Raw genomic sequence first — 25,787 nt, 5'->3', positions numbered from 1 at the left:
TGTCTCACGCCGTTCAGGATTAGGGTCGAGGCATGGCACAACGCGGTTCATATGCGAAGGGCATCGCCAGGCGTGAGGAGATCCTGCAGAGCGCACTCGAGGTGATCGCGACGCGGGGTTATCAGCACGCCTCCCTCAAGCAGATCGCCGAGGTCGTCGGCGTCACCCCCGCCGCGCTGCTGCACTACTTCGGCTCGAAGGAAGAACTGCTCACCGAGGTGCTGCGCAAGCGCGACGAGAACGTGGGCCGGGGCCCGCGGAGCATCGAGCCGGGCGACGCGAAGTCCGTCTTCCTCGATGTGGTGCGCCGCAACACCGAGACGCCGGGGCTCGTCGAGCTGTTCGCGCGACTGTCGGTGGATGCCGTCGACCCGGATCATCCCGCTCACGAGTTCTTCCTGGAGCGCAGCGAGACGCTGCGCGAGACGATCTGGCAGCACTTCGACGACGATCCGCAGCGTCGCTCTGCGCTCGATGCCGACACCACTGCTCGTATCGTGCAGGCTGTCGCCGACGGCCTGCAACTGCAGTGGATGATCGACCGCACGGTCGACATGCCGGCGATCGTCGCTGCTCTTCTCGACGTGCTCTACCCGCCGCAGCGCCCCTGACATCCCGCCGCAGCGCCCCTGACCTCGGTTCAGCGGTGCGAGCGAGTGTCAGCCGTCGCGTCCGATCAGCGGTCGACCTGACCGTTGGAGCACGTCTGCTGCGCGGCCGAGTTGCCCTTGATCGAGTTCGGCAGCGCGACGACGCCGGGAGTGGTCGCGGCCGGATCCGGGACCTCTTCGGTCGGCGTTCCCTCAGCCGGGGTCTCGACGGCCTCACCCGTGTTCGGGTCCAGCAGGATCACGCCGTCGTTCGCGGTGTTCTCGTGCGTGACCTCCAGCTGCGCGTTCGCGTTGATCGCGTCCCACATCGTCTGGGCCGACTCCTTGTCGGGCACCACGCGGTTGGGGTTGTCCGGATCCGTGAACGTGGGGTACTGCAGGAACACGATGTCCTCGAACGGCACGGACTTCACCGCGAGCGCGATCTGCACGATCTTCATCGGATCGGCCAGCGACGTGCTCGCCTCGACGTTGTCGAGACCGGTCGTCGCGAGCTTGAGCATCATCGGCACGTTGCCCAGCGTCTCGCCGCTGATCAGCTTGCGCGCCAGGCTCGACATGTACTGCTGCTGGTTGCCGATGCGGCCGAGGTCGCTGCCGTCGCCGACACCGTGACGGGTGCGCAGGAACTGCAGGGCGGTGATGCCCTCGATGACATGGTTGCCCGCCGGCAGGTCCAGACTCGTGTGGCGGTCCTTGATGGGAGAGGCGAGGCAGACCTCGACGCCGCCGATGGCATTGGTGATCTCGATGACTCCGCCGAAGGTGACCGACGCCGCGAACTGCACCTCCTGGTCGGTGAGATCCGTGATGGTCTTCGCGACGCAGTTCAGGCCGCCGTCGGTGTAGGCGACGTTCAGCTGCTGCTTGCTCATCGCCGAGTGCACGTTGCCCTTGGCATCCTCGCACTCCGGAATCGGGATCATCATGTCGCGCGGGAAGCTCACGACGGTGATGCGACGCGGCTCCTCCGAGACGTGCATGAGCAGGTTCACGTCGTTGAGCGTGGCCTCGGACTCGCCGTCGCTGCAACGGTCACCGAAGTACTGCGCGTAGTCCTCTTCACAGGCATCCACACCGGTGAGCAGCAGATTGAATCCGCCCTCGTAGGCGCTGATGTCCGGCGGCAGCTCCTCCTGGCCGTCGAGGTCGACGGCATTGGCCGAGACCGTGCTCGACAGGTCGTAGACGATGTACGCGGCGACGCCGAATCCGCTCACGAGCACGACCGCGAGGCCGATCGCGATGAATTTCAGAAGCTGGCTGACGGCACCGGGGGTCTTCTGCTGCCCGTGGCGGGCGACGGTGCGGCGGCGGCGGGTGTTCTGACTCACTCGGGGCCTTTCGGTTCGGCGTTCCGGTGTGGGGACACCGTGCTCAAGAAGCGGAGGGTGTGGGATTCGAACCCACGAGACATCTCTGCCCACTGGTTTTCAAGACCAGCTCCATCGGCCGCTCGGACAACCCTCCCGACAGACGAATCTGCCGACAAGCCGTGAGTCTAGCCGAGTTCTATTCTCCCGCGCTGACCTGGGCGGCTGCTGGAAGCGTGTCGAGCGCGATCGCGAGGCCGCCTGCCTCGACATCCGCGGTCACCTCACCCGCCGCGGCTTTGACCTCGTCCGGGGCCTGCCCCATCGCGACGGCGCGTCCATCGAGGCCGAGTGCCCACCCGAACATGCCGATGTCGTTGCGTCCGTCTCCGGCCACGAGCACTCGGCCCCGTTCGAACCCGAGTTCGTTGCGCACGCGCTCGAGAGCGGTTCCCTTGTCGACGCCCTGAGGAGCGATGTCGAGCCACGCGGTCCAGCCGATCGCGTACGAGACCTCGTTGAGACCCGCGTCCGCGACGAGACGATGGAAGTCCTCCTCATCGTGGCCGGGCGAGACCACGACGATGCGCGACACCGGTTCGGCGGAGAGCTCGTCGAAGTCGACCTGGCGTCCGCCGTCGAGGGTCCAGTCGTCCAGGTGCTGGGTGTAGAGGCGCTTGCCGTCTCCGAGCTCGACCATGTACCGCGCGTCGGGCAGCCGATCACGCAGCAGTGCGAGCACGGGTGAGGGATCGAACGTCTCGATGTGCCACCGCTCCCACTCGTCACCGACGCGACGCATGGTGACGGCGCCGTTCGAGCACACGACGAACTCCGCGGTCAGCTCGAGCTGCTCGACGTAGCGCCGGGTCGCCATCCAGCTGCGACCGGTGGCGATCGTCACCTCGTGGCCCGCATCGCGCACTCGCGCGACGGCCTCCGGCACGCCGGGGCTCATCGTCTCGTCCTGCAGCAGGATCGTGCCGTCGACGTCGAGGCCGACGAGCCAGGCTTCGGTCATGCCGTCGGCTCCAGCACCTCGAGGCCGCCCAGGTACGGTCGCAGCACCTCGGGCACGCGCACCGAGCCGTCGGCCTGCTGGTGCGTCTCGAGCAGGGCCACGATCCAGCGGGTCGTGGCGAGCGTGCCGTTCAGGGTCGCCACGGGCTGCGTCTTGGCGGTCTGACCGTCATGAGCCTCGGGACGATGCCGGATGTCGAGACGACGGGCCTGGTAGGTCGTGCAGTTCGACGTCGACGTCAGCTCGCGGAATGCACCCTGCGTGGGCACCCAGGCCTCGATGTCGTACTTGCGCGCGGCACTGGATCCGAGGTCTCCGGCGGCCACGTCGATCACGCGGTAGGCGAGACCGAGCGAGGTCAGCATCTCCTCCTGCAGTGCCACCAGGCGCAGGTGCTCAGCCTCGGCATCCTCCGGCGTCGTGTACACGAACATCTCGAGCTTGTTGAACTGGTGCACCCGGATGATCCCCCGAGTGTCCTTGCCGTGGGATCCGGCCTCGCGGCGGTAGCAGGTCGACCAGCCGGCGTACCGCAGCGCACCGCCTGCGAGATCGAGGATCTCGTCCTTGTGATACCCGGCGAGTGCGACCTCGCTCGTGCCGACCAGGTACAGGTCGTCATCCTTGTCGAGGTGGTAGACCTCGTCGGCGTGCTCTCCGAGGAATCCGGTGCCCTGCATGATCTCCGGCCGCACCAGGGTCGGCGTGATCAGGGGGACGAAGCCGTTCTGCAGCGCCTTGTCGAGCGCGAGGTTCATGAGGGCGATCTCAAGGCGCGCTCCGATGCCGCGGAGGAAGTAGAAGCGCGCACCCGACACCTTCGCCCCGCGCTCCATGTCGATCGCGCCGAGGATCTCGCCGATCTCGAGGTGGTCGCGCGGCTCGAACCCGAACGAGGGCACCTCGCCCACGCGCCGCAGTTCGACGAAGTCCGCCTCGCCACCCGCGGGCACGCCGTCGACGACGACGTTCTCGATGCGCGCGAGCGCGGCGGATGCCGTGGCGGCGGCCTCGTTCGCAACCTGCTGCGCCTGCTTGACCCGCTCGGCGAGGTCCTTCACCTGCGCGACGAGGGCCGCCTTCTCCTCCTTGGGCGCCTTCGCGACCTGCTTGCCGAAGGCGTTCTGCTCGGCCCTTAGCTCTTCGAATGCGGCGAGCGCTGCTCTGCGCGATCGGTCGGCCTCGAGTGCGGTGTCGACGGTGCCCTGGTCATTGCCACGGGCGGCCTGAGAGCGGCGGACGATCTCCGGATTGTCGCGGAGGAGTGCGAGGTCGATCATCCACCAAGTCTATGGTGCGCGCCGGGCGCGTCAGCCGCGTCCGACCAGCGAGCGCCACGCGTGGCTGAGCCTCGACACGCCCTCGCGAAGCTCCTCCGCGCTCACCTCCGAGAACGACAGTCGAGCGAAGCCGGAGAACCCTTCCCCGGCGGCGGCGAACCACTCGCCGCGCTGATAGGTGACGCCCCGATCCTGTGCCGCCTCGAACAGCGCCGCGAAATCGACGTCCCCTCCGAAGCGCGCCCAGGCGAAGAAGCCGCCCGCGGGGCCGGCGACCTGCACAGCCTCGCCGAACTCGTCTCGAAGGGCTCCGGTGAGGGCAGCCGCCTTGAGCGCATACGCCTCCCCGGCAGCGACGATCGACGGATCGAGGCGCTCGTCCTGCAGCATCCGCTCGACGACGGCCTGCGCGATGCCGCTGGTCTGGCCGTCCAGGCGGTTGCGCAGGCGGGTGTACCCCTCCGACGCGCCTGCCGGGAGCACGATCCACCCGAGGCGGAGCCCCGGTCCGAGCGTCTTGGAGAACGTGTTGACTGCGAGCACATGATCCGAGCCTCGGAAGGCGGAACGGTCGGGGACCACGGTGCCGGGAAAGGCGATCGCCCGATACGGGTCGTCCGCGATGATCGTGAAGCCGTACTTCTCGGCGAGTGCCACGAGAGCGGCCTCGCGCTCGGAGCTCAGCGTGACGCCCGACGGGTTCTGGAACGTGGGCACCGTGAACAGGGCCTTCGGGCGCAGCCCCTCGCGCAGCCGGCGTTCGAGGTCGTCGGTGTCGATGCCGTCGGAGGCCACCGACACCGCCTCCACCGAGACGCCGATCAGATCGAGCACGCGCAGGAAGAGCGGGTACACCGGGTCGTCGACCACGATGACATCGCCGGGGTCGAGAGTCGCGAGCACAGCCAGCGCCAGCCCGTGCGCCCCTCCGTTCGTGATCAGGATGCGGTCGGCCGACACGCCTTCCCGCGCCGCGATCGCGGCTCGCAGCGAAGGCAGCCCCGCGGCCGGGGTGTACTTCAGCAGGGAGGGGAACTCCGACCCGTGCGTGACCTCGCGGAAGGCGTCCTGGTAGACGTCGATCGGCAGCAGGTCCGTCGCGGGGTTGCCTCCGCCGAGATCGATCGATCCGGGCGCGAGCCGGATGAGGGTCGCGTCGCCGAACCCCTGCCGCGCCGGGAGTCCGGCCAGCAGAGCGCTCGGCGTGGTGGCGGTGGCGGTCGTCATGATTCGTCCGATCGGTCGGGGCGGAAGGGGTGGAGTCGAGGGTCTGCGTCGCCGTGCAGGTCCCGGGCGACGAGTTCGGCGAGCAGCACCGAGAGCGTCACGCCGCTGTGGGTGAGGGCGACATAGACATCCTCGCCCACACGTCCGACGACGGGCAGGCCGTCAGGCGCGCGGGGTCTCGGGGCGTGGTCGATCCGCACGACGGCGTCGTCGGGGACGATCCAGTCGAGGCGCCTCGCGATTTCGGCGCGCAGCGCGGGCCAGACGTTCTCGAGCGAGGCAGGGGTGCCGTCGCGTCGGAGGGCCTCCTCGATGTCGAGGCTCTGCGCCGCGACCCGGCCGTCACCGTCGGGTCGCACCTGCAGCCCTGCGACCGAGCGCACCCGGTCGATGGGGTGATCGTCGACGTCGATGCGGACGAGAAAGCCGTCCGGTCCGGTCGACGACGGCAGCCGGGCGGGCCGATGGCCGTCCGCGACGACGAGCTCTGCGGTCGCGGTGCCGGCGGCGACCACGATCACGTCGATCGGTCCGTACCTCCTGCGCACATCGTCGAGGCTTGCGATGCGCACCTGTCCCTCGATGAGCGCACCGGCGCGGACGAGATCCTGCAGATGAGCGCCGATGAGGGCCTCGACGTCGACATATCCGTCCGCGCGGTACAGGGCCTGATCGGTCTCGGCCCCTGTGCGCACGAACCACGGCGTCGGATGCCGGGACGACAGCTCGGCGTGGCGGCTGATCCCTTCCTCGCTGAACCGCCGGTACGACTCAGGTGTCTTGTCGTGCGCGTTCGCCCAGGCGAAGCTCGCCCGAGACACCGGCGTGCTGTTGAGCGGGTCCGCCGACACGAGCACCACGTCGTCGCCCCTCTCGGCGATCCGTGCGGCGATCGCGACGCCGACGACGCCCGCACCGATCACGGCGATGCGACGACCGGCCCCCGCAGATCGAGCCGTCATCCGTCGATGAAGTGCCGCGCGATGCGGTTGCCGATGAACTGCACGAGCTGCACGAGTCCGATCAGCACGATGATGATCAGGATCATCACGGCGTAGTCGAACCTCTGGTACCCGTAGGTGAGCGCGAGGTTTCCGAGGCCGCCGCCGCCGACCGCGCCGGCCACCGCCGTCGCGTCGATCAGCGCCACGAAGATGAAGGTGAGTGAGAGCAGGAGCGGGCCGAAGGCCTCGCGGACCACGAATCCGAACAGGATGTGCAGGGGTGGGGCGCCCACGGCCTTCGCGGCCTCGATCACCCCCGGATCCACCGCCACGAGATTGGTCTCTGCCACTCGCGCGATGCCGACCGACGCGGCGATCGTGAGGGGCAGGATCGCCGCCGCGGGACCGATGCTGGTGCCGATCAGTGCGCGCGTGAGTGGCGTCAGCGCGATCAGGAGGATGATGAACGGGATCGGCCGCAGGGTGTTCACGATGATGTTGAGCACGGTGTGCACGACGCGGCTGTGCAGCAGCTGGCCCGGTCGCGTCGCGTACAGGAAGATGCCGAGGATGAGTCCGATGATCGACGCGAGGAAGAACGCGACCGTCACCATGAACAGGGTCTCGCCCAGCGCTCGTGCGACCTTGGGGATCACGACATCCAGCTCGAGCACGTCGAAGGTCACCATTCCGACACCGCCGTCCGCTGTGCGAGCGCGTGGAGGAAGCGCTCGACAGCGGCATCCTCTCCGTGCAGCGCGAGGCTGATCTGGCCGTACGGCAGGTCTTTCACCCGGGCCACACCTCCCTGGATGATCGAGAAGTCGACCTCGTGCGCTCGGGCGAGCGTCGAGAGAAGGGGCCCGTCCGCCGCTTCTCCGTCCATCGACACCGAGATGCGTCGTCCCGTGAATCGTGCCGCGAGTGCCGCTCGCTCGACATCGGTCAGGCGAGTGCGAGTGTAGGAGCCCACGAGTCCCGCGGTCACCGGGTGCTCGGGGCGCGCGAGGATCTGATGGATGTCACCCGATTCCACGACCTCTCCGTCACTGAGGATCGAGACGCGGTCGGCGAGGCGGCTGATCACGTCCATCTCGTGCGTCACGACGACGATCGTGATGCCGAACTCGGCGTTCACGGACTTCAGCAGATCGACGATCTCCGTCGTCGTCTGGGGGTCCAGAGCACTCGTCGCCTCATCGGCGAGGAGCACCGAGGGCTTCGCCGCGATCGCCCGCGCGATGCCCACCCGCTGCTTCTGCCCGCCGGAGAGCCGGCGGGGCCGCGCGAACGCCTTGCCGCCGAGTCCGACGAAGTCGAGCAGCTCACCCACGCGCCGCGAGATGGCGGCGTCGTCCCAGCCGGCCAGTTTGAGCGGTGTCGCGATGTTGCTGAAGACCGTCCGCGAGTTCCACAGGTTGAACTGCTGGAACACCATGCCCACGCTGTGTCGCAGGGTGCGCAGCTCGGCCGGCGCGAGCCCGTGCACGTCGACGCCGTCGACGAGCACACGCCCCTCGGTCGGGGCCTCGAGCCCGTTGATCATCCGCAGCAGCGTCGACTTGCCCGCTCCCGAACGGCCGATGAGGCCGTACACCTCACCGGCGCGCACAGAGACGTCCACGTCCCGCAGTACGCGGACGGGCTCTCCCCTGCCCGCGGTGGGATAGTCCTTCGACACTCCGACGAGCTGGATGCGATCTGTCATTCGAACCTCACGCTGAGCGCGCGGACTCCGCCGCGCGACACACGATCACTGGGCGGTGAGCTCTTCGAGCGCGCCGCGCAGGTCGTCGACGGGCAGCTCGACGATCGTGGCCTCGCCGCGCTTCTCCTCTTCGAGCGCGGTCACGACGCGCTCGTCGCGGTAGGTCTTCTCGAGAAGCCCCCAGGCCGGGTCGTCAGCACGATCCGGCGTGGTCGCGACGACGATGACGTAGGGACTCGACGTCGTCGCCTGCGAGTCCTCGAGGACCAGCGCATCGTCGCTCGTGATGCCCAGCGCGGGATCGAAGTCGTCGGTCGCGATCACGACCGCCTGGATCGTCGGGTCGCTGTACCCGGTCTGCACGGACTCGTGCGCCAGTCGCACCAGCTCGATGTCGAGAGGGTTGGAGGTGATGTCCTCTTCGGTGGGGAAGACACCCGCGTTCTCGTCGACCTCGATGACTCCGGCGGTCTGCAGGATGAACAGCGCACGCGAGAAGTTGGCAGGATCATCCGGCACGGCGACACGAGCGCCCTGCGGCAGATCGTCAGCGGACTCGAGGTCGTCGGAAAAGAGACCCCAGGAAGAGATCACGGTCGAGAAGACGGGAGTGATGTCCGCCTCGTTCTCCTTGTTGAACTGGCTCAGCCACGCGACGTGCTGGAACGAGTTCCCGTCGACCTCGCCCTCGATCAGTGCGGTGTTGGGGAGGTACGGGTCATCGAAGTTCACGAACGTCAGATCCAGTCCGTTCTCGCGACCGACCTCGACGATGGCGTCCTGGAAGTCGCTCTGAGCGGTGTCGGCGATCGTCAGCGGGATCAGCTCGTCGCCCGTGCCCGCCGTGGGCGACGTCGTGTTCTGCACGACGATCGGGATGGTGATCGCAGCGGCGACCGCCACGACGGCGACCGACGCCCCGATGATCCACAGCTTGCGCCGCGACTTCTGCTTCGACAGGTGCGCGTCGATCTCGTTCTGGGTCTGGCTCTGCTCTGACATGTCGTTGGCTCCTGCGAGGCGAGGCGGGCGGGGTCTTCGGCACTGCTGTGATCGACCCGGAGCAGTCCGATTCGGGATGGACGTGGACTCTGCGGGGATGCGGTCTCACGGTATCCGCGCGCGCGTCTCGGGCACCATGCGGACGGTAATGTGCCGACACAGAGCGCCGCCGGCAGCGATGCACCCACGCGCGATCCGTTGAGCCGGCCCCCTGGCACCTGGCGAGGCTAGAGTAGCGCCATGACCCAGAGCGCCCCCGTCCGACGGCAGGCGGCACTCATCTACAACCCCATCAAGGTCGAAGCGAATCACCTGCGCGAACGGGTTCGGTCTCTGTCGAGCGATGCGGGGTGGGACCTCCCCGTGTTCTACCCGACCACGATCGCCGACGCCGGGCAGGGCCTCACCGCGCTGGCACTCGCCCGCGGCGTCTCGGTGGTTCTCGTCGCGGGCGGCGACGGAACCGTGCGCGCCGTGTCCGAGGCCATCGCCGGCAGCGGCGTTCCGCTCGCGATCCTGCCCAGCGGAACGGGGAACCTGCTCGCGCGCAACCTCGGCCTTCCGCTCGCCGATCCCGATGAGATGATCCGGGCGGCGCTCGGAGACTTCCGTCATCCGATCGACATCGGCTGGGCGCGCCTCACCCGGGCGAACGGCGAGAGCGAGGAGCACGCCTACGTGGTGCTGGCCGGTATGGGCCTCGACGCCGACATGATCGCCAACACCCGACCCGACCTCAAGAAGGCGATGGGCTGGATCGCGTATGTCGACGGCGCCGCGCGGTCGCTCGTCACCGCCGAGCCGTTCCGTGCGGTCTTCCAGGTCGACGACGGCCGCCTGCACACCACGAAGGTGCACAGCATCCTGTTCGCCAACTGCGGCACGCTGCCGGCCGGCATCGCGCTCATCCCGGATGCCTCGATCACCGACGGAACGCTCGATGTCGCGGTCATCCAGCCGGCCGGAGTTCTCGGCTGGCTGGGCGTGTGGCGCAAGATCTGGTGGGACAACTCGGTGCTGCGCCGCTCCCGTGCAGGACGGCGGGTGCTCGAACGTCGCGGACGCGACGCGTCGGTGCACTACTTCCGCGGACTGGCGGCCGAGGCGGCGGCTCCGCGGCCCATCCCGATCGAGCTCGACGGCGATGAGTTCGGTCTCGCCGTGCGTGTCACATGCCGCGCCGACCCCGGTGCGCTGCTGCTCGCTCTACCCGCGGGGCATCCGGTCTCGCTGCTCTGACCAGCCCCGAATCACGTCGATCAGCCGCGCACCGTCACAGTGCCGTCCAGGCCACCGCCGACCAGGGTCAGTGTGAAGCCGTCGTCGTCGACCTGATCGTCGCCGAACGAGAGGATCGTCGCGCGCGGCGCCATGTCCATCGTGCACGCCTTGTCATCATCGGTGACGAACGTCGCCGTTCCGGTCGCTCCCGACGCCGACAGCTCTTCCACGACAGGCGGGCAGCCGGAGGATCCCCACGTGAGAAGCACGAGGGAGCCGTCGTCGAACCAGGCCGCCGAGGGCAGGTACTCGGTCGAGGATCCGGGTGTTCCGGCGAATGCGGCGTCGCCGTCGACATCGATGTCGTCGGACACGTCTCCATAGGTGACCTGGAGGGTGATCTCCTTCGTGGGGTCCACACCGTCGGGCAGCGCGCCCACGCTGGCGCGCTGCGCCATGTCGAGCGTGCACACGGCGTTCGCGTCGGTCTCCACGAGCTCGACCGATACGGTCTGGCCGTTCGCCGACACGGTGTCGACGTGGGGCACACAGGTCGACGATCCCCAGGTCACGATCGCGAACATACGACCGTCGTCGAGGATCGCCGCCTCCATGTCGTCGACGTCATCCGCCTCGACGCCGGCCGAGTTCGAAGGCACGGGCGTCGAGCTCGGAGCCGTCGACCCCGGGCCCGCCGTGCATCCGGCGAACAGCAGTACTGCGACGGCAGACAAGGCGGCGGCTGACAGAGCAGCGGCGGCACGCGAGGGGAGGGCCATGCCCCACAGATTATCGTCCTGCCGACTCCGCTGACAGCCCGATCGGTGCCAGGATGCGGCTACTGCAGCGCCGAGGTGAGACGCGCGAGGTTGTCGAGCACGGTCGACCGCAGCGGCTGCTGCTTCCACTCCTCGAGCGTGAGCTCACGACTGAGCGAGCGGTACCGGTCTTCGACCTCCCGCATCTCGGCGACGAACTCCTCGCCGCGGACGAGCATCGACACCTCGAGGTTGAGACCGAACGAGCGCATGTCCATGTTGCTCGAGCCGATCACCGCGACCTGATCGTCGATCGTGAGGCTCTTCGTGTGCAGGATGTAGGGCTTGCGATACATCCAGATGCGCACTCCCGCCTTGAGCAGCACCTCGTAGTAGCTGCGCTGGGCGTGATAGACCATCGCCTGATCGCCCTCTTCCGACACGAAGAGCTCGACCTCGACGCCGCGGTCAACGGCGGCCGTCACCGCCAGAAGCAACGCTTCATCAGGCACGAAGTACGGACTGACGATCATGATCCGCTCCTTGGCCGCATACAGCAGCCCCAGGAAGAGACGGAGGTTGTTCTCGACTTCGAAGCCCGGACCCGACGGGACCACCTGGCAGTCCAGGTCACCCGAGCCGGTCTCGGCGTGCGAGATGTCGATCTCCTGCAGCACCTCGTCGGTCTCGCTGTACCAGTCACTGAGGAAGATCGCGTTCACGCTCAGCACCACGGGGCCGTCGATGCGCACCATGAGGTCGACCCAGTGGAGTCCGCGCTTGATGTTCTTCGGCAGGTTGTAGGTGGAGTCCGTGACATTCTGCGATCCGAGGAACGCGACCTTGCCGTCGACGACCAGGAGCTTGCGGTGATTGCGCAGGTCCGGTCGCTGCATGCGTCCCTTGAGCGGCTGCACCGGCAGCATGAGGTGCCAGTGGGCGCCCATCGCATTGAGGCGCTTGATCGTCGCGCGATACCGGGGCTTCCACCGGTTGGCCCAGTGATCGAGCAGCACGCGCACATGCACGCCGCGTGCCGCGACCTCTTCCATCGCACGGAAGAAGTTGTCGGTCGACTCGTCGGACTGGAGGATGTAGAACTCGACGTGGACGTACTCCTCCGCCTTGCGGATCTCGTCGGCCATCGCGTCGAGCGAGTCCTGGTACTCGGCGATCAGGTGAGCGCCGTTGTCGCCCGAGATCGGAAGAGCGCCGAGGCGATGGTTCATCTCGACGAGCGGCGGGAACCAGCTCGGCGCGTCAGGACGCAGGGTGCCGAAGTGCAGGTGCTCGCTCGTCTCGGCGATGTACTCGTTGATCTGATCCTGTTTGCGGCGGCGCGCTCGCGGCAGGCGCGGGTTGCCGATGAGCAGGAAGAGGAAGACGCCGACGAACGGGATGAAGAACACGGCCAGCAGCCAGGCCATCGCGGCAGTGGGGCGGCGGTTCCGCGGAATCACGATGATCGCGGTGATGCGGATGGTCAGATCGAGCAGCAGGATGAATCCGGCGATCCACGGCGCCCAACTGTCGGGTGTCATACCTCGTCCTCCCGACGGGTCGGCACTTCGACGGGACACGCCTCAGTGGGCACCTGTAGCGGTGCGTTGGCTACACAGTAGCGGATGGTGCGGACGCCGCTCAGGAACGCGGCGGCAGGCCACGGGCTGCACGCTCTTCGGCTTCGATTCGCGCGTGCACCTTGCGCTCCGTGCGGTCGAACCGCAGAATGCCCCGGATCACGAAGAAGAACACGACGCTCACGCCGATGGTCGGAATGATCGACCATGCCGCTGCGACCCAGAAGTTCTCCATGGCTCCATGGTACGCGACGCCGACCACGCCCGACCCACTGCTCCTGCACATCCGCGGCCTCCCGACGTGCCGGCGCGCGAGCCTGTGGGCCTCGTCCGCAGACGCGCTGCGCCGAGCACACTCGCCGCATGACCACTGTTCTCAGAGCCTCCGACTCCTCCGAATTCCTCACCATCGTCCCCTCTCTCGCCGGTTTCACTCCACGGCAGAGCCTCGTGCTCCTCCCCTTCCGCGGCAGCAGGAGTCACGGCGCGATGCGGCTCGATCTGCCGAATGACGACGTCTCGCTCGAGCAGTACGCGGACTCGGCCATCGGGCTGGTCGCGCGCGTCGAGAACACGGATGCGGTCGCCGTCGTCGTCTACACCGACGACGAGGCCTACCCGACCCGTGACGGCCTGGTGCTCCCGTACACGGTCGAGATCGACGAGGTGCTCGGCTGCGCCGCCGACAGCGGACTGCGGATCGTCGATGCGCTCTGCGTGACCCCCTCGGGGTGGTCGAGCTACCTGGATGACGAGCCGACGCTGCGCGCTCTCGAGGATGCGGCCCCGCAGGTCGATGGCCTCGGCGACGTGTCCGGCGACCAGCTGGCGGGCACCGACCTGCCGCCGGCGGATCTCGCCGAGAAGGAGCGCGTCGCCCGCGCCCTGCGCGACCTCGACGAGCTGCTCGCCCACGAGCGGGTCGGCGGGATCACCGGGCAGGAGAACCCTCAGGCCATCGCGGCCCTCGCCCTGCTCGAAGATCTCCCTGCCTTCTTCGAGTCGGTGCTCACGAGCCCTGCCGACCTGCCGCCGTTCGCTCACGCTGCGCTGCTCTGGTGCCTCGATCGTCCGATCTTCCGTGATGTCGCGCTCACGCAGTGGGCCACGGATCTGCTCGGCGGTGTGCGCACCCTCGACGCGCAGCTCGCGTTCCGGGGCGGGCACGCCACCGTGCCCGACGACCTGGGAGAGGTCTTCCTCGGCAGGGGACCGGCCCCCGACGCGGAGCGCCTCAAGCGCGCGCTCGACACTGTGCGCACGGCCGCGGCACGCGCACCGCGCCTGTCACGCCCGGCACCCCTCACGGTGGCCGCATGGATCTCGTGGGCCCTGGGCCGTGCGAGTCACGCCGGACACTATCTCGACCTGGCGCGGTCGATCGAGCCGGAGTACGGACTCGCATCGCTGCTCGACACGATGATCGGCGCCGCGGTTCTGCCCGAGTGGGCGTTCCGGCGAGGTGCGGGATCGATCGGGTGATCGGTCCGCAGCTCGCGTTCCTCGGGGCCCGCGCCCTACTTGACGAGCGGGAACAGGATCGTCTCGCGGATGCCGAGGCCCGTGATCGCCATGAGCAGTCGGTCGATCCCCATGCCCATGCCTCCGGACGGCGGCATGCCGTGCTCGAGAGCCCGCAGGAACTCCTCATCGACCGGCATCGCCTCGACGTCACCTCGGGCGGCGAGCTTCGCCTGCTCGACGAACCGCTCGCGCTGGATGACGGGGTCGACGAGCTCGGAGTAGCCCGTCGCCAGCTCGAACCCGCGGATGTAGAGGTCCCACTTCTCGACGACGCCCGCGACCGACCGGTGCTCGCGCACCAGCGGCGAGGTGTCGACGGGGAAGTCCATGACGAACGTCGGACGCACGAGATCGCCCTTGACGAAGTGCTCCCACAGCTCTTCGACGAGCTTGCCGTGCGTGGCCTGCGGGGGCAGATCGACGCCGTTCGCCTCGGCGAAGGCGATCAGGTCCTCCACCGAATCCTGCGGTGTGATCGTGCGTCCCGATGCCGCGGAGAGCGACTCGTACATCGAGATGCGATCCCACTCGCCGCCCAGATCGTACTCGGTGCCGTCGGCCCAGGTCACGGTCGTGGACCCGGCGACGGCGATCGCCGCCTGCTGCACGAGCTCCTGCGTGAGCGCAGCCATCTGGTTGTAGTCGCCGTATGCCTGGTAGGCCTCGAGCATCGCGAACTCGGGGCTGTGCGTCGAGTCGGCGCCCTCGTTGCGGAAGTTGCGGTTGATCTCGTACACGCGCTCGATGCCGCCGACGACAGCGCGCTTCAGGTACAGCTCCGGCGCGATGCGCAGATACAGCTCCGTGTCGAAAGCGTTGGAGTGCGTGACGAAAGGCCGCGCCGACGCGCCGCCGTGCTGCACCTGCAGCATGGGCGTCTCGACCTCGAGGTAGTCGTGACTCCCGAAGGTCGCGCGCAGGCTGGCGTTCACGGCGGCCCTCGCGCGCACGGTGGTGCGGGCCTGCTCGCGCACGATCAGATCGAGGTAGCGGCTGCGGACACGGCCTTCTTCGCTGAGCTCGGAGTAGGCGTTCGGCAGCGGGAGGATCGCCTTCGAGGCGATCGCCCACCCATCGGCCATGATCGACAGCTCACCGCGGCGGCTCGAGATCACCTCGCCGTGCACGAAGACGTGGTCCCCGAGGTCGACGTACTCCTTCCAGTCGGCGAGCGACTCCTCGCCGACGTTCGCGAGCGAGATCATCGCCTGGATGCGGGAGCCGTCACCGGCCTGCAGCGTGGCGAAGCAGAGCTTGCCCGTGTTGCGGCTGAACACCACGCGACCCGCGACGCCCACGACGACGCCGGTCTCAGCGCCGGCCTCGAGGTCGTCGTAGTCCGCGCGCAGTGCAGGGATCGTGTGCGTCACGGGCACTCCGACGGGGAACGCGCCGCCGCCGGCATCCGCGCGCTTCGCGATCAGTCGCTCGCGCTTGGCAAGACGCACGGCCTTCTGCTCGTGGACGTCTTCTTCGATGGCGGCGGTGGTCGGCTCGGGCGCGGCAGACGCGTCAGTCATTCGGGGCTCCTTGAAAGTCGAGTCCAGTTTACCGAGGTCTGCTCGCTCACCCGGCGACGGAGTCTGGGTAGCCTCGAAGCATGGCAGCCTTCCGACTCGCCCCTGGCCTCGCGGCTGCAGCGCTCTGCGCCGCCGCACTACTGGTCCCTGCATCGGCCAGCGCCGCGGCGCCACCGGACACAGGTACCCCGGCCCGTGTCGCAACGACGGTCCTCGCCGACGAGGACGACTTCTCGTACGCCTCGTGGGATGCGAATGTCGAGGTGGGCCTCGACGCCGAAGGTCGGGCGCAGATGCACGTCACCGAGTCTCTGACCGCCCGGTTCCCGGACATCGATCAGAACAAGGGCATCGTGCGGGGCCTCCCCACCAGCTATGAGAACGCGTGGCTCGAGGTCCGAGTGCTCGCAGTGACGGATGAGAACGGCACGGAGGTGCCGTATGAGACCGATGAGGAAGACGGTCTCCTCTCCGTGCTGACCGGTGACGACGACTACGTGCAGGGCCTCACGACCTACGTGATCGAGTACGAGATGCGCGACGTGATCCTGCCCGCCGACACCGGCGTCGACGAGTTCTACTGGGACCTCCTCCCCCTCGACAGCACCCAGCCGATCGAGAGCTTCCGGGCCGACATCACCGTCGACGACACCCTGACCGAGCACCTCACGGGCAACGCACGCTGCTACATCGGCGTCTCAGGATCGACCGACGAATGCCCGATCACGAAAGACGGGTCGACCTTCACCGTCGGGGCCGACGACCTCTCCCCCGGCCAGGGCGTGACGGTGGCCATCGGTTTCGACCAGGGCACCGCCATGCAGCCGTCCGCGCGGCAGCCGAATCCCGTCACCGACACGGTGCCCGCCCTCGCCGCACTCGGCGCGCTCGGCACCTCAGTGGCGAGTTGGTTCGCCGTCTCTGCTTTCCGGCGGTCGCGGCAGCGATCGACCGGGGTCATCGTGGCGCAGTACGACGTACCTGACCGGATGCCGCCGCTGCTCGCCGCCGCGATCGTGCCGGGAGCGAAAGATGCGATCCCCGCCGAGATCGTGCACCTCGCCGTGCGCGGCGCGCTGCGCATCGAAGAGGGGGCATCCTCCGATCAGCCGCGACTGCGACGCCTGCACGGCGCGCCCGCACCCGATCCACTCGACGGCGAAGCGCTCGAGGCTCTCTTCGCCGAGGCCGACGCGGACGACGTCGCCGACCTCCCCTCCGAGAGCGAGACATTCGCCGCGCGCATGAAGGCCCTCGCACAGCGGGGCACGGATGCTGCAGTGTCTCGCGGCCTCACGACGAAAGCGCGCAGCCGCGCGGCCATGGCGCTCCAGGCCCTGGCGATAGCGGTGGTCCTGACCGGCTTCGGATTCGGACTGTGGGGCATCATCGGCGGCCGCGTGACCGCACTGCCCGCGTTCGTCGCGGTCTGCTTCGGCACGTTCCTGGTGCTGGTCTCGTCGCTCTACTCGTTCGCGAAGCACACAGTGCTCACGGCCGAGGGCGCACGCGAGCACGAATACCTGATGGGCGTGAAGGAGTTCATCCGTGTCGCAGAGGCCGACAGGCTGCAGATGCTGCAGTCGTACTCCGGTGCCGAGCGACGACAAGACGGCAGCGCGAACGTCATCGTCGTCTACGAACGACTGCTGCCCTACGCCATGCTCTTCGGCATGGAAGACGAATGGGGCTCGGTGCTCGAGCGCGCCTATGCGCACGAACAGCACGGTGCCTCGTGGATCGGGGATCCCTCGACACCGTTCATGAGCGCGCAACTGGCGGCGTTCGCCGCGTCATCGCATCAGGCGGCGACGTACTCCGCACCGAGCGCGAGCAGCTCGTCGAGCGGCGGAGGATCGTTCGGCGGCGGTTTCTCTGGCGGAGGCGGCGGAGGCGGCTTCTCAGGAGGACGCTGAACCGCGACGTCGATCGGCGACAGCGTGCGGATCGCGGCGCCTCGAGAAGGGGCGCCTCGAGTGACCGCGCCTCGAGTGACCGCGCCCCGAGAAGCGGCGCCTCTGTAACCCGCGCCTCGAGAAGCCGCGCCTAGAGAAGCGGCGCCTGCGGCGAGGCGTCGCGCAGTGCACCCTCGACGGCCGACTGCACGAGCGCAGACAGATACCCGCCGGGGTTCTCGACGCCGATCTCGCTCAGCCTGGCCGTCGACTGCGCGATGATCGAGCGCGAGAACTCGGTGACGGTGTGGATCGCATCGGCGTAGTCGCCCCGGTCGCCCTCGGCGATCACGACCGGCTCGCATCCGATCTCGACCGCGAGCGCCTGAGCGATCGGCAGCACGGCGGCGGGCGCCGTGACGGCCGCGTATCCGGCTCGCAACTGACGGAGATCGATGGATGTGCCGGCGAACGTGATCGCCGGATGCACCGCGAGCGGGATCGCCCCGCGCTCGGCTGCGGGTCGAAGCACCTCGATGCCGTGACCGGGGTCGGTGTGCAGCACGAGCTGCCCGATCTGCCAGCCGCCGACCTCTGCGATGCCCGCCACCAGAGACGGAAGCTCGTCGTGCGGCACCGCGATCACGACGAGCTCGCTGCGACGCACGATCTCGAGAGCATCCAGCACGGGCACGTCGGGAAGCACAGCCGACGCGCGATCGTCGTCGGAGCCGCTCGTGATCCCCGTGATGGCATGACCCGCGCCCGCCAGCGCAGCCCCGATGACCGGGCCGACGCGGCCCGCGCCGATGATGCCGACCCCGAGACGTCCGTCCCGACGCATCGGCTCACTCATCGCGCGGAGCCGGCGGAAGAACCGGAGGCGCAGGCGGAGCCACCGGAGGCGCAGGCGGAGCCACCGGAGGCGCAGGCGGAGCCACCGGAGCCGCAGGGGTGGCCGGCGTCGTCGGATCCGGGTACGCGAAGGCGGGACCGGACGGCGGCGACAGAAGGGCCTCGTCGGGTGTCGCTGCGGCCTCGGCATCCGCGGCGGCGTGCTCTCCCCAGCGGTGGGTGTGGTCGCGTTCGGCTGCAGCCGCAGCGGCCGACGTGACACCGTCGATCAGGAACAGCGCGTCGTCGCGTTCGAGGCCCGAGAGGTATCCCGTGATGAGCCCCTGCACCGAGTGCACCTGAGCTCCCGACACACGCTGGGCGCGGTCGATCGGTCCCTGCGAGAGCGATACGCCCTGCAGGCGGGCCAGCGGGAAGATCGCCAGCTTGCGCCACATCACACCGCGACGCAGCAGCAGTCCCATGTCGGTGAGGAGGTATCCGTGACGCTTCCATGAGAGCGGCCGGCGCCACCAGGCGCGCGACGCCATGACACGATACGGGTCGCCCTCGACGGGACCCAGGATGCCGTGCTCCCACACGAGCGCCATCTCGGCGGGCTGCGCATCGGGGAGGATCAGCGCCAGCACGCGCTCGACGTCGGCGCGCTTGCCGACGGGCAGCACGACGTTGAACTGCTGCGCGGACCCCGATGACTGCTGTGCGGCGCTCTTGCCGCTCATCCGGTTGATCCTGATCGTCCACCAGCCGAAGGGCCGCCACAGCAGCGACTGCGTCACCTCGACGGCGAAGATGCGCCCCGGAGGCAGCGTCTCGGTCACGGTGGTCAGCAGCCCGTACGTGATGCGCACCCCGTCAGGAGTGGGGGCGATCGAGTACCGCAGCGACTTCGAGATCTGCGCCCAGGTGATACCGACGATCGCAATGATCATCGGAATACCGATTCCCAGCGTGATGCCGAGGCCGAGGAACCCGTCGATCGGATCGCCGTCGACCATCGAGCCGATCACGATGCCGCCGAGCGCGACGCCGAAGATCGCCGCGAAGAAGACGAACCACAGCACGCTGGAGATGAGCTGCGATCCCACCAGACGACCGGTCGGGATCTTGACGACGCTCTCGGGTTCCACGTCGGCCAGATCGACTCCGCCGATCAGGCCGTTGACGCCCTCGTTCATCGACCCGACGAGCTGCCCGCGAGCCGTGGCAGGGGCGCCTGACGCGGCCGCAGCGCCCGGCGTCACCAGCGGAGCCGCCCCGCGCGTGCGTGCAGCCCGTGCACCCGACGCGAGGCGCAGGATGTCGGCGCGCACCGACTCGGCGCGTCCCGTGGCGAGGTACTCGAGATCGACGTTGGAGTCGGTGCCGGCGCCCACCACCTCGAGCTTCGCGAGGCCGATGATGCGGGCAGGGAACGGTCGGGTGAGGTTCACTCCCTGCACCCGATCGAGCGGCGCGCGGCGGTGCGACCTGAACACGATCCCCTTGCGCACCTCGACGTGGTCGCCGGTGATGCGGAACTGATGGAAGCGCCACAGGAACCAGAAGACGCCGATCAGCAGCAGCACGAGCGCGAGCACGCTGAGCAGGGCGACGAGGATCAGGTTGTTCTCGAGCACCCAATCGACGGGGTCGCCGCCCGAGTAGTCGCCGTAATGCGCTTCGGGCGAGAACAGGTCGACCGCCCACGCGATGAGACGATCGCGCATGTTGGCGACCACGATGCCCGCGACGATGATGAGCGCCAGCCCACCCTTGAAGAGGGGGGTCAGCGGATGCATCCGATGCCACTCGCCGTCGGCGAGCGTGGTCGGGCCGTCGGCATCCGCCGTCGTGGGAGCAGCCGGCGGCGGCAGCTGCGGCTCGCTCACAGGCCGGTCCGGCGGGTCTCGGCGACCTCGATGAGCGTGTCGCGCAGCGCCTCCGACCCCGCCTGCGTGAGACCCGGGATCTGCACCCCGGTCGTGGCGGCAGCCGTGACCATCTTCAACTGGCTGACTCCGAAGGCGCGGTCGAGGGGACCCTGTGTGATGTCGACGAGCTGCATGCGCCCGTAGGGCACGGCGATCATGCGCTGCCAGAGGATCCCCTTGCGGAAGACGATGTCGTCGGAGCGCAGCATGTAGCCGATCGCCTTCGCCTGGCGGGGAAGGATGATCAGGGTGATCAGAGTGATGAGCACGATCACCCCGGCCGGGATCCACGCCCACGTCTGCCCCAGAGCGAGGGCGAGCACGGCGGCGATGGCGCCCACGATGACGATGAAGATCACGTTCTGGAGGATCTGCGACGCCACGTAGCGCGGAGAGATCTGGTGCCAGGTGCCGTCGAGCTCGAGCCTGGCCGAGCTTCGCGTCGTGCGCAGCTCGGGGTAGGTGCCCTGGTCGAGGGCTCCGAGGTCAGTGACCTCCGCCGAGTTCAGCGGGGCCGGGGTCTCCGGCTCGATCTGTGGGTTCTGAGTCATCAGGATCCTTCGGCAGGGTGCAGAACTGTTCGGCGATGAGCGCGGCGACCGCGAGCACGATCGCGCTCACGATCAGCGCCAGCATCGCCACAGTCGACCCTACCGGGGGATCGATCGGGCGTGACAGGAGGAAGATCAGGAGCCCTGCGCCGAACCCCGCCATGATCGCGCCGACCAGGCTCGATGCACGAGCGAGAGTCACGGCGCGCGTCGCGCGGAAAGGATCGATCCGCTGCCCCGTGCGGACGCTCGTGCGCACGGGCCATGCGACCCCGAGCGATGCGGCGGCGATCAGCAGAAGCAGCACGGGAAGGAGGAGCGACGGCGTGAACGTCGTGCGTCCCATCACCGTCAGCAGATGGTCGAGCAGGAATCCCCCGCCCGCAGCGAGCAGGGCGAGGACTCCGAGCAGCGACACCGACGTGCGCTTCATGGCGTCACCGCGCATCCCCGTCGGCCGCCTCGCCGGCACGCAGCCGGGCGACGAGGTCGGCGACGCGACCGTGTCCCGGCAGCGCGGCATCGGCGTCGAGCGCCAGCCACGGCTCGAGGACGAACAGGCGCTCGGCCGCGCGCGGATGCGGCAGCTGCAGGCGCTCGTCGTCGGAGTTCTCGTCACCGTAGACGATCAGATCGAGATCGAGGGTGCGGTCGCCCCAGCGCTCGTGACGCTCGCGCCCGTACTCGTCTTCGATCGCGTGGAGCATGCCCAGCAGGATGGTCGGCGCGAGTCGCGTGCGCACGAGAGCCGCGGCGTTCACATATCCGGGAGCATCGGGATCGGGGCCGTCGACACGCAGGGCCACGGTCTCGATGAGCGGCGACAGCCGGACCTCGCTCACGAGCGGCAGTCGGGAGATACGCTCCGCCGCCGCACGGATCGTGGCCTCGCGGTCGCCGAGGTTCGCCCCGAATGCGACGACCGCGACCGCGTCGGATCGTCCTTCGCGAGGAGCGGGTCCTGTCAGCGGATTCGTCAGGTTGCGGCTCATCGTGAGAACCCCACGGCCGGATGCCGCTGCGTGCGGTGCACCGTCACGGCGACATCGGCGAAGGCCAACGCGATCGGCGCGTGCGGCTTGTGCACGGTGACCGTGACCGAGTGCACGCGCGCATCAGAGAGCGCGACATCGGCGATGCGCTCGGCGAGCGTCTCGATGAGGTTCACCGGCTCGCCGGCGACCACCGCCGCCACCTTCTCGGCCAGCTCGCCGTAGTGCACGGTGTCGACGACGTCGTCCGATGCAGCAGCGTCCCGCAGCGGCATCCGCAGGGTCAGATCGATCGTGAACTCCTGGCCGTCTTCACGCTCGTGGTCGTAGACCCCATGCCGGCCGAACACGGTGAGTCCGGTCAGAACGATCTCGTCGAGGAAATCCATGGGTCAACCCTCCCACGCGTGGGTGATCGCCAGAGCATCCCGCGTGGCGGCCACGTCGTGCACGCGCACGGCCCACACCCCGGCTCGCGCCGCCAGCGCGCTGGTCACGGCCGTGGCGAGGTCGCGACGGGCCTCGGTTGCCTCCTGCTCGGGTGCTGCGTGCTGCAGCGCCTCGGCGATGAACCGCTTGCGCGAGGTGCCGATCAGCACTCGCGGCCCCAGGGCGACCACCTCGTCGAGCCCGCGCAGGAGCTCCCAGTTCTGGGCGCCCGCCTTCGCGAATCCGATTCCGGGATCGACGATGAGGCGGGACGGTGCGATGCCGGCCGACGCCGCATCCCCCATCCTTTCCCTGAGCTCTGCGACGACCTCGCGCGCGATGCGCTGATACTCCGCCTTCGCGTACATGTCGTCGGAGAAGCCGCGCCAATGCCCGATCGCATAGTCGGCCCCGGTGTCGGCCACGGCCGCCAGCATCTCGGGGTCGGCCAGCCCACCCGACACGTCGTTGACGATGCGCGCTCCCGCCCGCACGGCGGCGGCGGCGGTCGAGGCATTGATCGTGTCGATGCTCACGGGGGCACCTGCGGCGACCAGCTGCTCGATCACCGGCAGCACCCGCTCCTGCTCGATCGCAGGTCCCACGCGCTCCGCTCCCGGACGCGTCGACTCTCCCCCGATGTCGAGCACCGTGGCGCCGTCGGCGCGCAGGCTCAGTCCGTGTGCGACAGCCCGATCGACGTCGAGGTAGCGCCCTCCGTCGCTGAACGAATCGGGCGTGACGTTGACGATGCCCCAGATGCCGGTCATCAGTGCGACGATCCCGCGCCGATCAGCGCGATCAGCTCCGTGCGCGACACGGGATCCGTGTACTCGCCGCGGGCAGCGATCGTCAGCGTCGATGCCTCCGGCTGGCGTCCGCCCCGCATGGTCACGCAACCGTGACTCGCGTCGAGGACGACGAGCACACCGCGGGTGTCGAGATTCTCGGCGATCGTGTCGGCGATCTGCTCGCCCAGCCGCTCCTGCACCTGTGGCCTCGTCGCGAGGATCTCGACGACGCGCACGAGCGCCCCGAGTCCGACGACCTGTTCGCCCGGCAGGTACGCGATGTGCGCGCGACCCGCGAACGGCAGAAGGTGATGCTCGCACACCGACCGGAAGCGGATGTCGCGCAGCAGCACGGCTCCCGAGGGCAGCGTGTCGGGAGCGGGCCCCCTCGCCACGCTGATCGTGTGAGCGAGGGGCGCCGCAGCGTCCTGTCCGACACCGGCGAAGAATTCCGAATACAGCTCGGCCATGCGCGACGGCGTCTGCCTCAGCCCCGGGCGATCCGGATCCTCACCGATCGCCGCGAGCAGCTCACGGGTGAGCCGCTCGACGCGAGCGCGGTCGACCGACACGGGTCAGGCCGTCGCGGGTCGCGCCTGACCGGCACCGGCCGATCCCGGCTGCGTGCGCGGAGCGGCGGCGGGCGCCTCGACAGACGCGGCGACCGGGACGACCTTCTTCGGCACCTCGATCGGCGGCTGCTCGGAGACCGGGCGGCTCTCACTCGACAGCCAGAGCGGACGCTCGGGAAGCTTCTTGATCTCGGTGAAGATCTCGGCGATCTGGTTGTGGTCGAGGGTCTCCTCCTCGAGCAGCGCCAGCGCCAGCCTGTCGAGGATGTCGCGGTTCGCGCTGATGACCTCGTAGGCCTCGTTGTGGGCCTGCTCGATGAGAGCGCGCACCTCGGCGTCGACCCGTTCGGCGACCTTTTCGGAGTACTCCCGCCCGCGGCCCATGTCGCGAGCGACGAACACGTCTCCCCCCTCGCTGCCGAGCTTGACGGGTCCGACCTCGGTCGTCATGCCGTATTCGATGACCATCTTGCGGGCGATCGAGGTCGCCTTCTCGATGTCGTTCGACGCGCCTGTGGTCGGGTCGTGGAAGATGATCTCCTCAGCGACTCGGCCGCCCATCGCGTACGTGAGCTGATCCTGCAGTTCGTTGCGCGTGACGGAGTACTTGTCGTCGAGCGGCAGCACCATGGTGTAACCGAGCGCCTTGCCACGCGGCAGGATCGTGATCTTGGTCACCGGGTCGGTGTAGTTCATCGCCGCCGCCGCGAGCGCGTGACCGCCCTCGTGGTAGGCCGTGATGAGCTTCTCGCGATCCTTCATGACACGGGTCCGGCGCTGGGGCCCGGCGATCACACGGTCGATGGCCTCGTCGAGCGCGCGGTTGTCGACCAGCTGCGCGTTCGAGCGCGCGGTCAGCAGAGCGGCCTCGTTGAGCACGTTCGCGAGATCGGCACCCGTGAAACCGGGAGTCTTGCGGGCGACGACCTCGAGGTCGACGCTCTTCGCCAGGGGCTTGCCCTTGCTGTGCACCTCGAGGATCTTCTGCCGACCCTTGAGGTCGGGAGCGTCCACGCCGATCTGGCGGTCGAAACGACCGGGGCGCAGCAGTGCGGGGTCGAGGATGTCGGGGCGGTTCGTCGCCGCGATCACGATGACGTTCGCGTTCGGGTCGAAGCCGTCCATCTCGACGAGCATCTGGTTGAGAGTCTGCTCGCGCTCGTCGTTTCCGCCTCCCATGCCCGCACCGCGGTGACGGCCGACGGCGTCGATCTCGTCGATGAAGATGATCGCGGGAGAGTTCTCCTTGGCCTGGTTGAACAGGTCGCGCACACGGGATGCACCCACACCGACGAACATCTCGACGAAGTCCGAACCCGAGATCGAGTAGAACGGGGCTCCGGCCTCACCGGCGACGGCGCGGGCGAGCAGGGTCTTTCCGGTTCCGGGAGGGCCGTACAGCAGCACGCCCTTGGGGATGCGGGCGCCGATCGCCTGGAACTTGGCCGGGTCCTGCAGGAACTCCTTGATCTCATGGAGCTCTTCGATCGCCTCATCGGCACCGGCGACGTCGGCGAAGGTGACGGTGGGTGTCTCCTTGTTGACGAGCTTGGCCTTGGACTTGCCGAACTGCATGACCTTGCCGCCGCCGCCCTGCATCGACGAGAGCAGCCACCAGAACAGCAGGCCGAGCAGCACGAGCGGGAGGAGGAGGGAGAGGATGCCGTCGAACCACGTCGCGCGCGGCACCGCGTCGTTGAAGCCGTCCTTGGGCTCTGCGGCGTTGATCGCCTTGACGACCTCGTCTGCGCGGGCCTCGACGTAATAGAACTGCACGTTCTCGGAGCCCTCGAACGCCTTCGACAGCGTCATGTCGACGCGCTGGTCGCCGTCGGTCGTGACGACCTCGGTGACCGTCTTACCGGAGAGCAGTTCGAGGCCCTCCTGCGTCGTGATCTGCTTCGGCGCGCCGAGGTTCGAGATCAGCAGGAAGCCGCCGAACAGCAGCAGACCGATGAGGGCGACGTAGATCAGCGGGTTCCGCGTGAGCTTCTTGACATCCATGGTCGGATCAGCGTATCGCGCAGGCACTAGGTGCCCGCTGTGCGTTCACCCACGGCGTACCGTTCGACGGGCTCAG

25 protein-coding genes and 1 tRNA gene are annotated in these 25,787 nt (G+C 68.5%); 4 read left to right on the top strand and 22 right to left on the bottom strand.

Annotation, left to right across the window (positions count from 1 at the left end):
- The first annotated feature begins 32 nt into the window (after positions 1–32).
- Entirely contained in the window at positions 33–611 is a 579-nt protein-coding gene (locus AC3WS6_RS05210; protein WP_492500000.1) for a TetR/AcrR family transcriptional regulator, read from the top strand.
- Positions 612–676: 65 nt separating this feature from the next.
- Here the strand turns inward: AC3WS6_RS05210 and AC3WS6_RS05205 are convergent, their stop codons facing one another.
- From AC3WS6_RS05205 to AC3WS6_RS05165, 9 genes are all read right to left on the bottom strand, one after another.
- The gene (locus AC3WS6_RS05205) at positions 677–1,945 is read right to left on the bottom strand and encodes an LCP family protein (protein WP_492499999.1); all 1,269 of its coding nucleotides are present in this window, start codon (positions 1,943–1,945) and stop codon (positions 677–679) included.
- 51 nt (positions 1,946–1,996) lie between these two features.
- Positions 1,997–2,081: transfer RNA gene (locus AC3WS6_RS05200), tRNA-Ser, on the bottom strand.
- A 42-nt stretch (positions 2,082–2,123) separates the two neighbouring features.
- Positions 2,124–2,945 carry an HAD family hydrolase gene (locus AC3WS6_RS05195; protein ID WP_492499998.1) on the bottom strand — a complete coding sequence of 274 codons (822 nt, stop codon included), beginning with the start codon at positions 2,943–2,945 and terminating at the stop codon, positions 2,124–2,126.
- Positions 2,942–4,225: a serine--tRNA ligase gene (gene serS, locus AC3WS6_RS05190; RefSeq protein WP_492499997.1), complete on the bottom strand. Its 1,284-nt coding sequence runs from the start codon at positions 4,223–4,225 to the stop codon at positions 2,942–2,944. Before serS ends, AC3WS6_RS05195 begins: the two co-directional genes overlap by 4 nt.
- Positions 4,226–4,255: 30 nt before the next feature.
- Positions 4,256–5,452, bottom strand: coding sequence for an aminotransferase-like domain-containing protein (locus AC3WS6_RS05185; RefSeq protein ID WP_492499996.1), 1,197 nt, complete (start codon positions 5,450–5,452; stop codon positions 4,256–4,258).
- On the bottom strand, positions 5,449–6,414 hold the full coding sequence (locus AC3WS6_RS05180) for an NAD(P)/FAD-dependent oxidoreductase (protein WP_492499995.1): 966 nt from the start codon (positions 6,412–6,414) through the stop codon (positions 5,449–5,451). Before AC3WS6_RS05180 ends, AC3WS6_RS05185 begins: the two co-directional genes overlap by 4 nt.
- A complete protein-coding gene (locus tag AC3WS6_RS05175) occupies positions 6,411–7,085 on the bottom strand; it encodes a methionine ABC transporter permease (protein ID WP_492499994.1) in 675 nt (224 codons plus the stop codon). The genes AC3WS6_RS05180 and AC3WS6_RS05175 overlap by 4 nt, the downstream gene beginning before the upstream one ends.
- Positions 7,079–8,104 (bottom strand): methionine ABC transporter ATP-binding protein, encoded by a 1,026-nt coding sequence (locus AC3WS6_RS05170; RefSeq protein ID WP_492499993.1) that lies wholly within the window; start codon positions 8,102–8,104, stop codon positions 7,079–7,081. Before AC3WS6_RS05170 ends, AC3WS6_RS05175 begins: the two co-directional genes overlap by 7 nt.
- Before the next feature lie 45 nt (positions 8,105–8,149).
- Positions 8,150–9,106: a MetQ/NlpA family ABC transporter substrate-binding protein gene (locus tag AC3WS6_RS05165; RefSeq protein WP_492499991.1), complete on the bottom strand. Its 957-nt coding sequence runs from the start codon at positions 9,104–9,106 to the stop codon at positions 8,150–8,152.
- Positions 9,107–9,346: 240 nt separating this feature from the next.
- On the opposite strand from AC3WS6_RS05165, the gene AC3WS6_RS05160 reads away from it, so the two are divergent.
- A complete protein-coding gene (locus AC3WS6_RS05160) occupies positions 9,347–10,345 on the top strand; it encodes a diacylglycerol/lipid kinase family protein (RefSeq protein WP_492499990.1) in 999 nt (332 codons plus the stop codon).
- Positions 10,346–10,365: 20 nt separating this feature from the next.
- Here AC3WS6_RS05160 and AC3WS6_RS05155 read toward each other — a convergent pair whose 3' ends face one another.
- The 3 genes from AC3WS6_RS05155 to AC3WS6_RS05145 all read right to left on the bottom strand — a co-directional run bounded on the left by AC3WS6_RS05155 (position 10,366) and on the right by AC3WS6_RS05145 (position 12,900).
- Positions 10,366–11,106, bottom strand: coding sequence for a hypothetical protein (locus AC3WS6_RS05155; protein ID WP_492499989.1), 741 nt, complete (start codon positions 11,104–11,106; stop codon positions 10,366–10,368).
- Positions 11,107–11,165: 59 nt separating this feature from the next.
- On the bottom strand, positions 11,166–12,626 hold the full coding sequence (cls, locus tag AC3WS6_RS05150) for a cardiolipin synthase (RefSeq protein ID WP_492499988.1): 1,461 nt from the start codon (positions 12,624–12,626) through the stop codon (positions 11,166–11,168).
- 100 nt (positions 12,627–12,726) lie between these two features.
- The gene (locus AC3WS6_RS05145; RefSeq protein ID WP_492499987.1) at positions 12,727–12,900 is read right to left on the bottom strand and encodes a hypothetical protein; all 174 of its coding nucleotides are present in this window, start codon (positions 12,898–12,900) and stop codon (positions 12,727–12,729) included.
- 128 nt (positions 12,901–13,028) lie between these two features.
- Here AC3WS6_RS05145 and AC3WS6_RS05140 point away from each other — a divergent pair, with 128 nt between their 5' ends.
- Entirely contained in the window at positions 13,029–14,147 is a 1,119-nt protein-coding gene (locus AC3WS6_RS05140) for a DUF4192 family protein (protein WP_492499986.1), read from the top strand.
- 35 nt (positions 14,148–14,182) lie between these two features.
- Here AC3WS6_RS05140 and lysS read toward each other — a convergent pair whose 3' ends face one another.
- Positions 14,183–15,709, bottom strand: coding sequence for a lysine--tRNA ligase (gene lysS, locus AC3WS6_RS05135; protein ID WP_492499985.1), 1,527 nt, complete (start codon positions 15,707–15,709; stop codon positions 14,183–14,185).
- Positions 15,710–15,789: 80 nt separating this feature from the next.
- Between lysS and AC3WS6_RS05130 the strand changes: the two genes are divergently transcribed.
- A complete protein-coding gene (locus AC3WS6_RS05130) occupies positions 15,790–17,625 on the top strand; it encodes a DUF2207 domain-containing protein (RefSeq protein WP_492499984.1) in 1,836 nt (611 codons plus the stop codon).
- A 130-nt stretch (positions 17,626–17,755) separates the two neighbouring features.
- Here AC3WS6_RS05130 and AC3WS6_RS05125 read toward each other — a convergent pair whose 3' ends face one another.
- The 9 genes from AC3WS6_RS05125 to ftsH are packed head-to-tail and all read right to left on the bottom strand — an operon-like array spanning position 17,756 to position 25,711.
- Entirely contained in the window at positions 17,756–18,448 is a 693-nt protein-coding gene (locus tag AC3WS6_RS05125) for a DUF2520 domain-containing protein (protein ID WP_492501450.1), read from the bottom strand.
- Positions 18,449–18,452: 4 nt separating this feature from the next.
- Positions 18,453–20,330 carry a PH domain-containing protein gene (locus AC3WS6_RS05120; RefSeq protein WP_492499983.1) on the bottom strand — a complete coding sequence of 626 codons (1,878 nt, stop codon included), beginning with the start codon at positions 20,328–20,330 and terminating at the stop codon, positions 18,453–18,455.
- Positions 20,327–20,923, bottom strand: coding sequence for a PH domain-containing protein (locus AC3WS6_RS05115; protein ID WP_492499982.1), 597 nt, complete (start codon positions 20,921–20,923; stop codon positions 20,327–20,329). Before AC3WS6_RS05115 ends, AC3WS6_RS05120 begins: the two co-directional genes overlap by 4 nt.
- Positions 20,859–21,356: a DUF3180 domain-containing protein gene (locus AC3WS6_RS05110; protein WP_492499981.1), complete on the bottom strand. Its 498-nt coding sequence runs from the start codon at positions 21,354–21,356 to the stop codon at positions 20,859–20,861. The genes AC3WS6_RS05115 and AC3WS6_RS05110 overlap by 65 nt, the downstream gene beginning before the upstream one ends.
- Positions 21,357–21,360: 4 nt before the next feature.
- Positions 21,361–21,915: a 2-amino-4-hydroxy-6-hydroxymethyldihydropteridine diphosphokinase gene (gene folK / locus AC3WS6_RS05105; protein ID WP_492499980.1), complete on the bottom strand. Its 555-nt coding sequence runs from the start codon at positions 21,913–21,915 to the stop codon at positions 21,361–21,363.
- Entirely contained in the window at positions 21,912–22,304 is a 393-nt protein-coding gene (gene folB / locus AC3WS6_RS05100; RefSeq protein WP_492499979.1) for a dihydroneopterin aldolase, read from the bottom strand. The genes folK and folB overlap by 4 nt, the downstream gene beginning before the upstream one ends.
- A 3-nt stretch (positions 22,305–22,307) precedes the next feature.
- Complete coding sequence (folP, locus tag AC3WS6_RS05095) at positions 22,308–23,114, bottom strand: dihydropteroate synthase (protein WP_492499978.1); 807 nt, start codon at positions 23,112–23,114, stop codon at positions 22,308–22,310.
- On the bottom strand, positions 23,114–23,707 hold the full coding sequence (folE, locus tag AC3WS6_RS05090) for a GTP cyclohydrolase I (RefSeq protein ID WP_492499977.1): 594 nt from the start codon (positions 23,705–23,707) through the stop codon (positions 23,114–23,116). Before folE ends, folP begins: the two co-directional genes overlap by 1 nt.
- A 3-nt stretch (positions 23,708–23,710) precedes the next feature.
- Positions 23,711–25,711 carry an ATP-dependent zinc metalloprotease FtsH gene (gene ftsH / locus AC3WS6_RS05085; protein WP_492499976.1) on the bottom strand — a complete coding sequence of 667 codons (2,001 nt, stop codon included), beginning with the start codon at positions 25,709–25,711 and terminating at the stop codon, positions 23,711–23,713.
- Positions 25,712–25,787: the final 76 nt, after the last annotated feature.

This window comes from Microbacterium sp. EB106-03-03-XG65, assembly GCF_058791955.1.
This window is presented reverse-complemented; position numbering and strand designations above follow the sequence as displayed.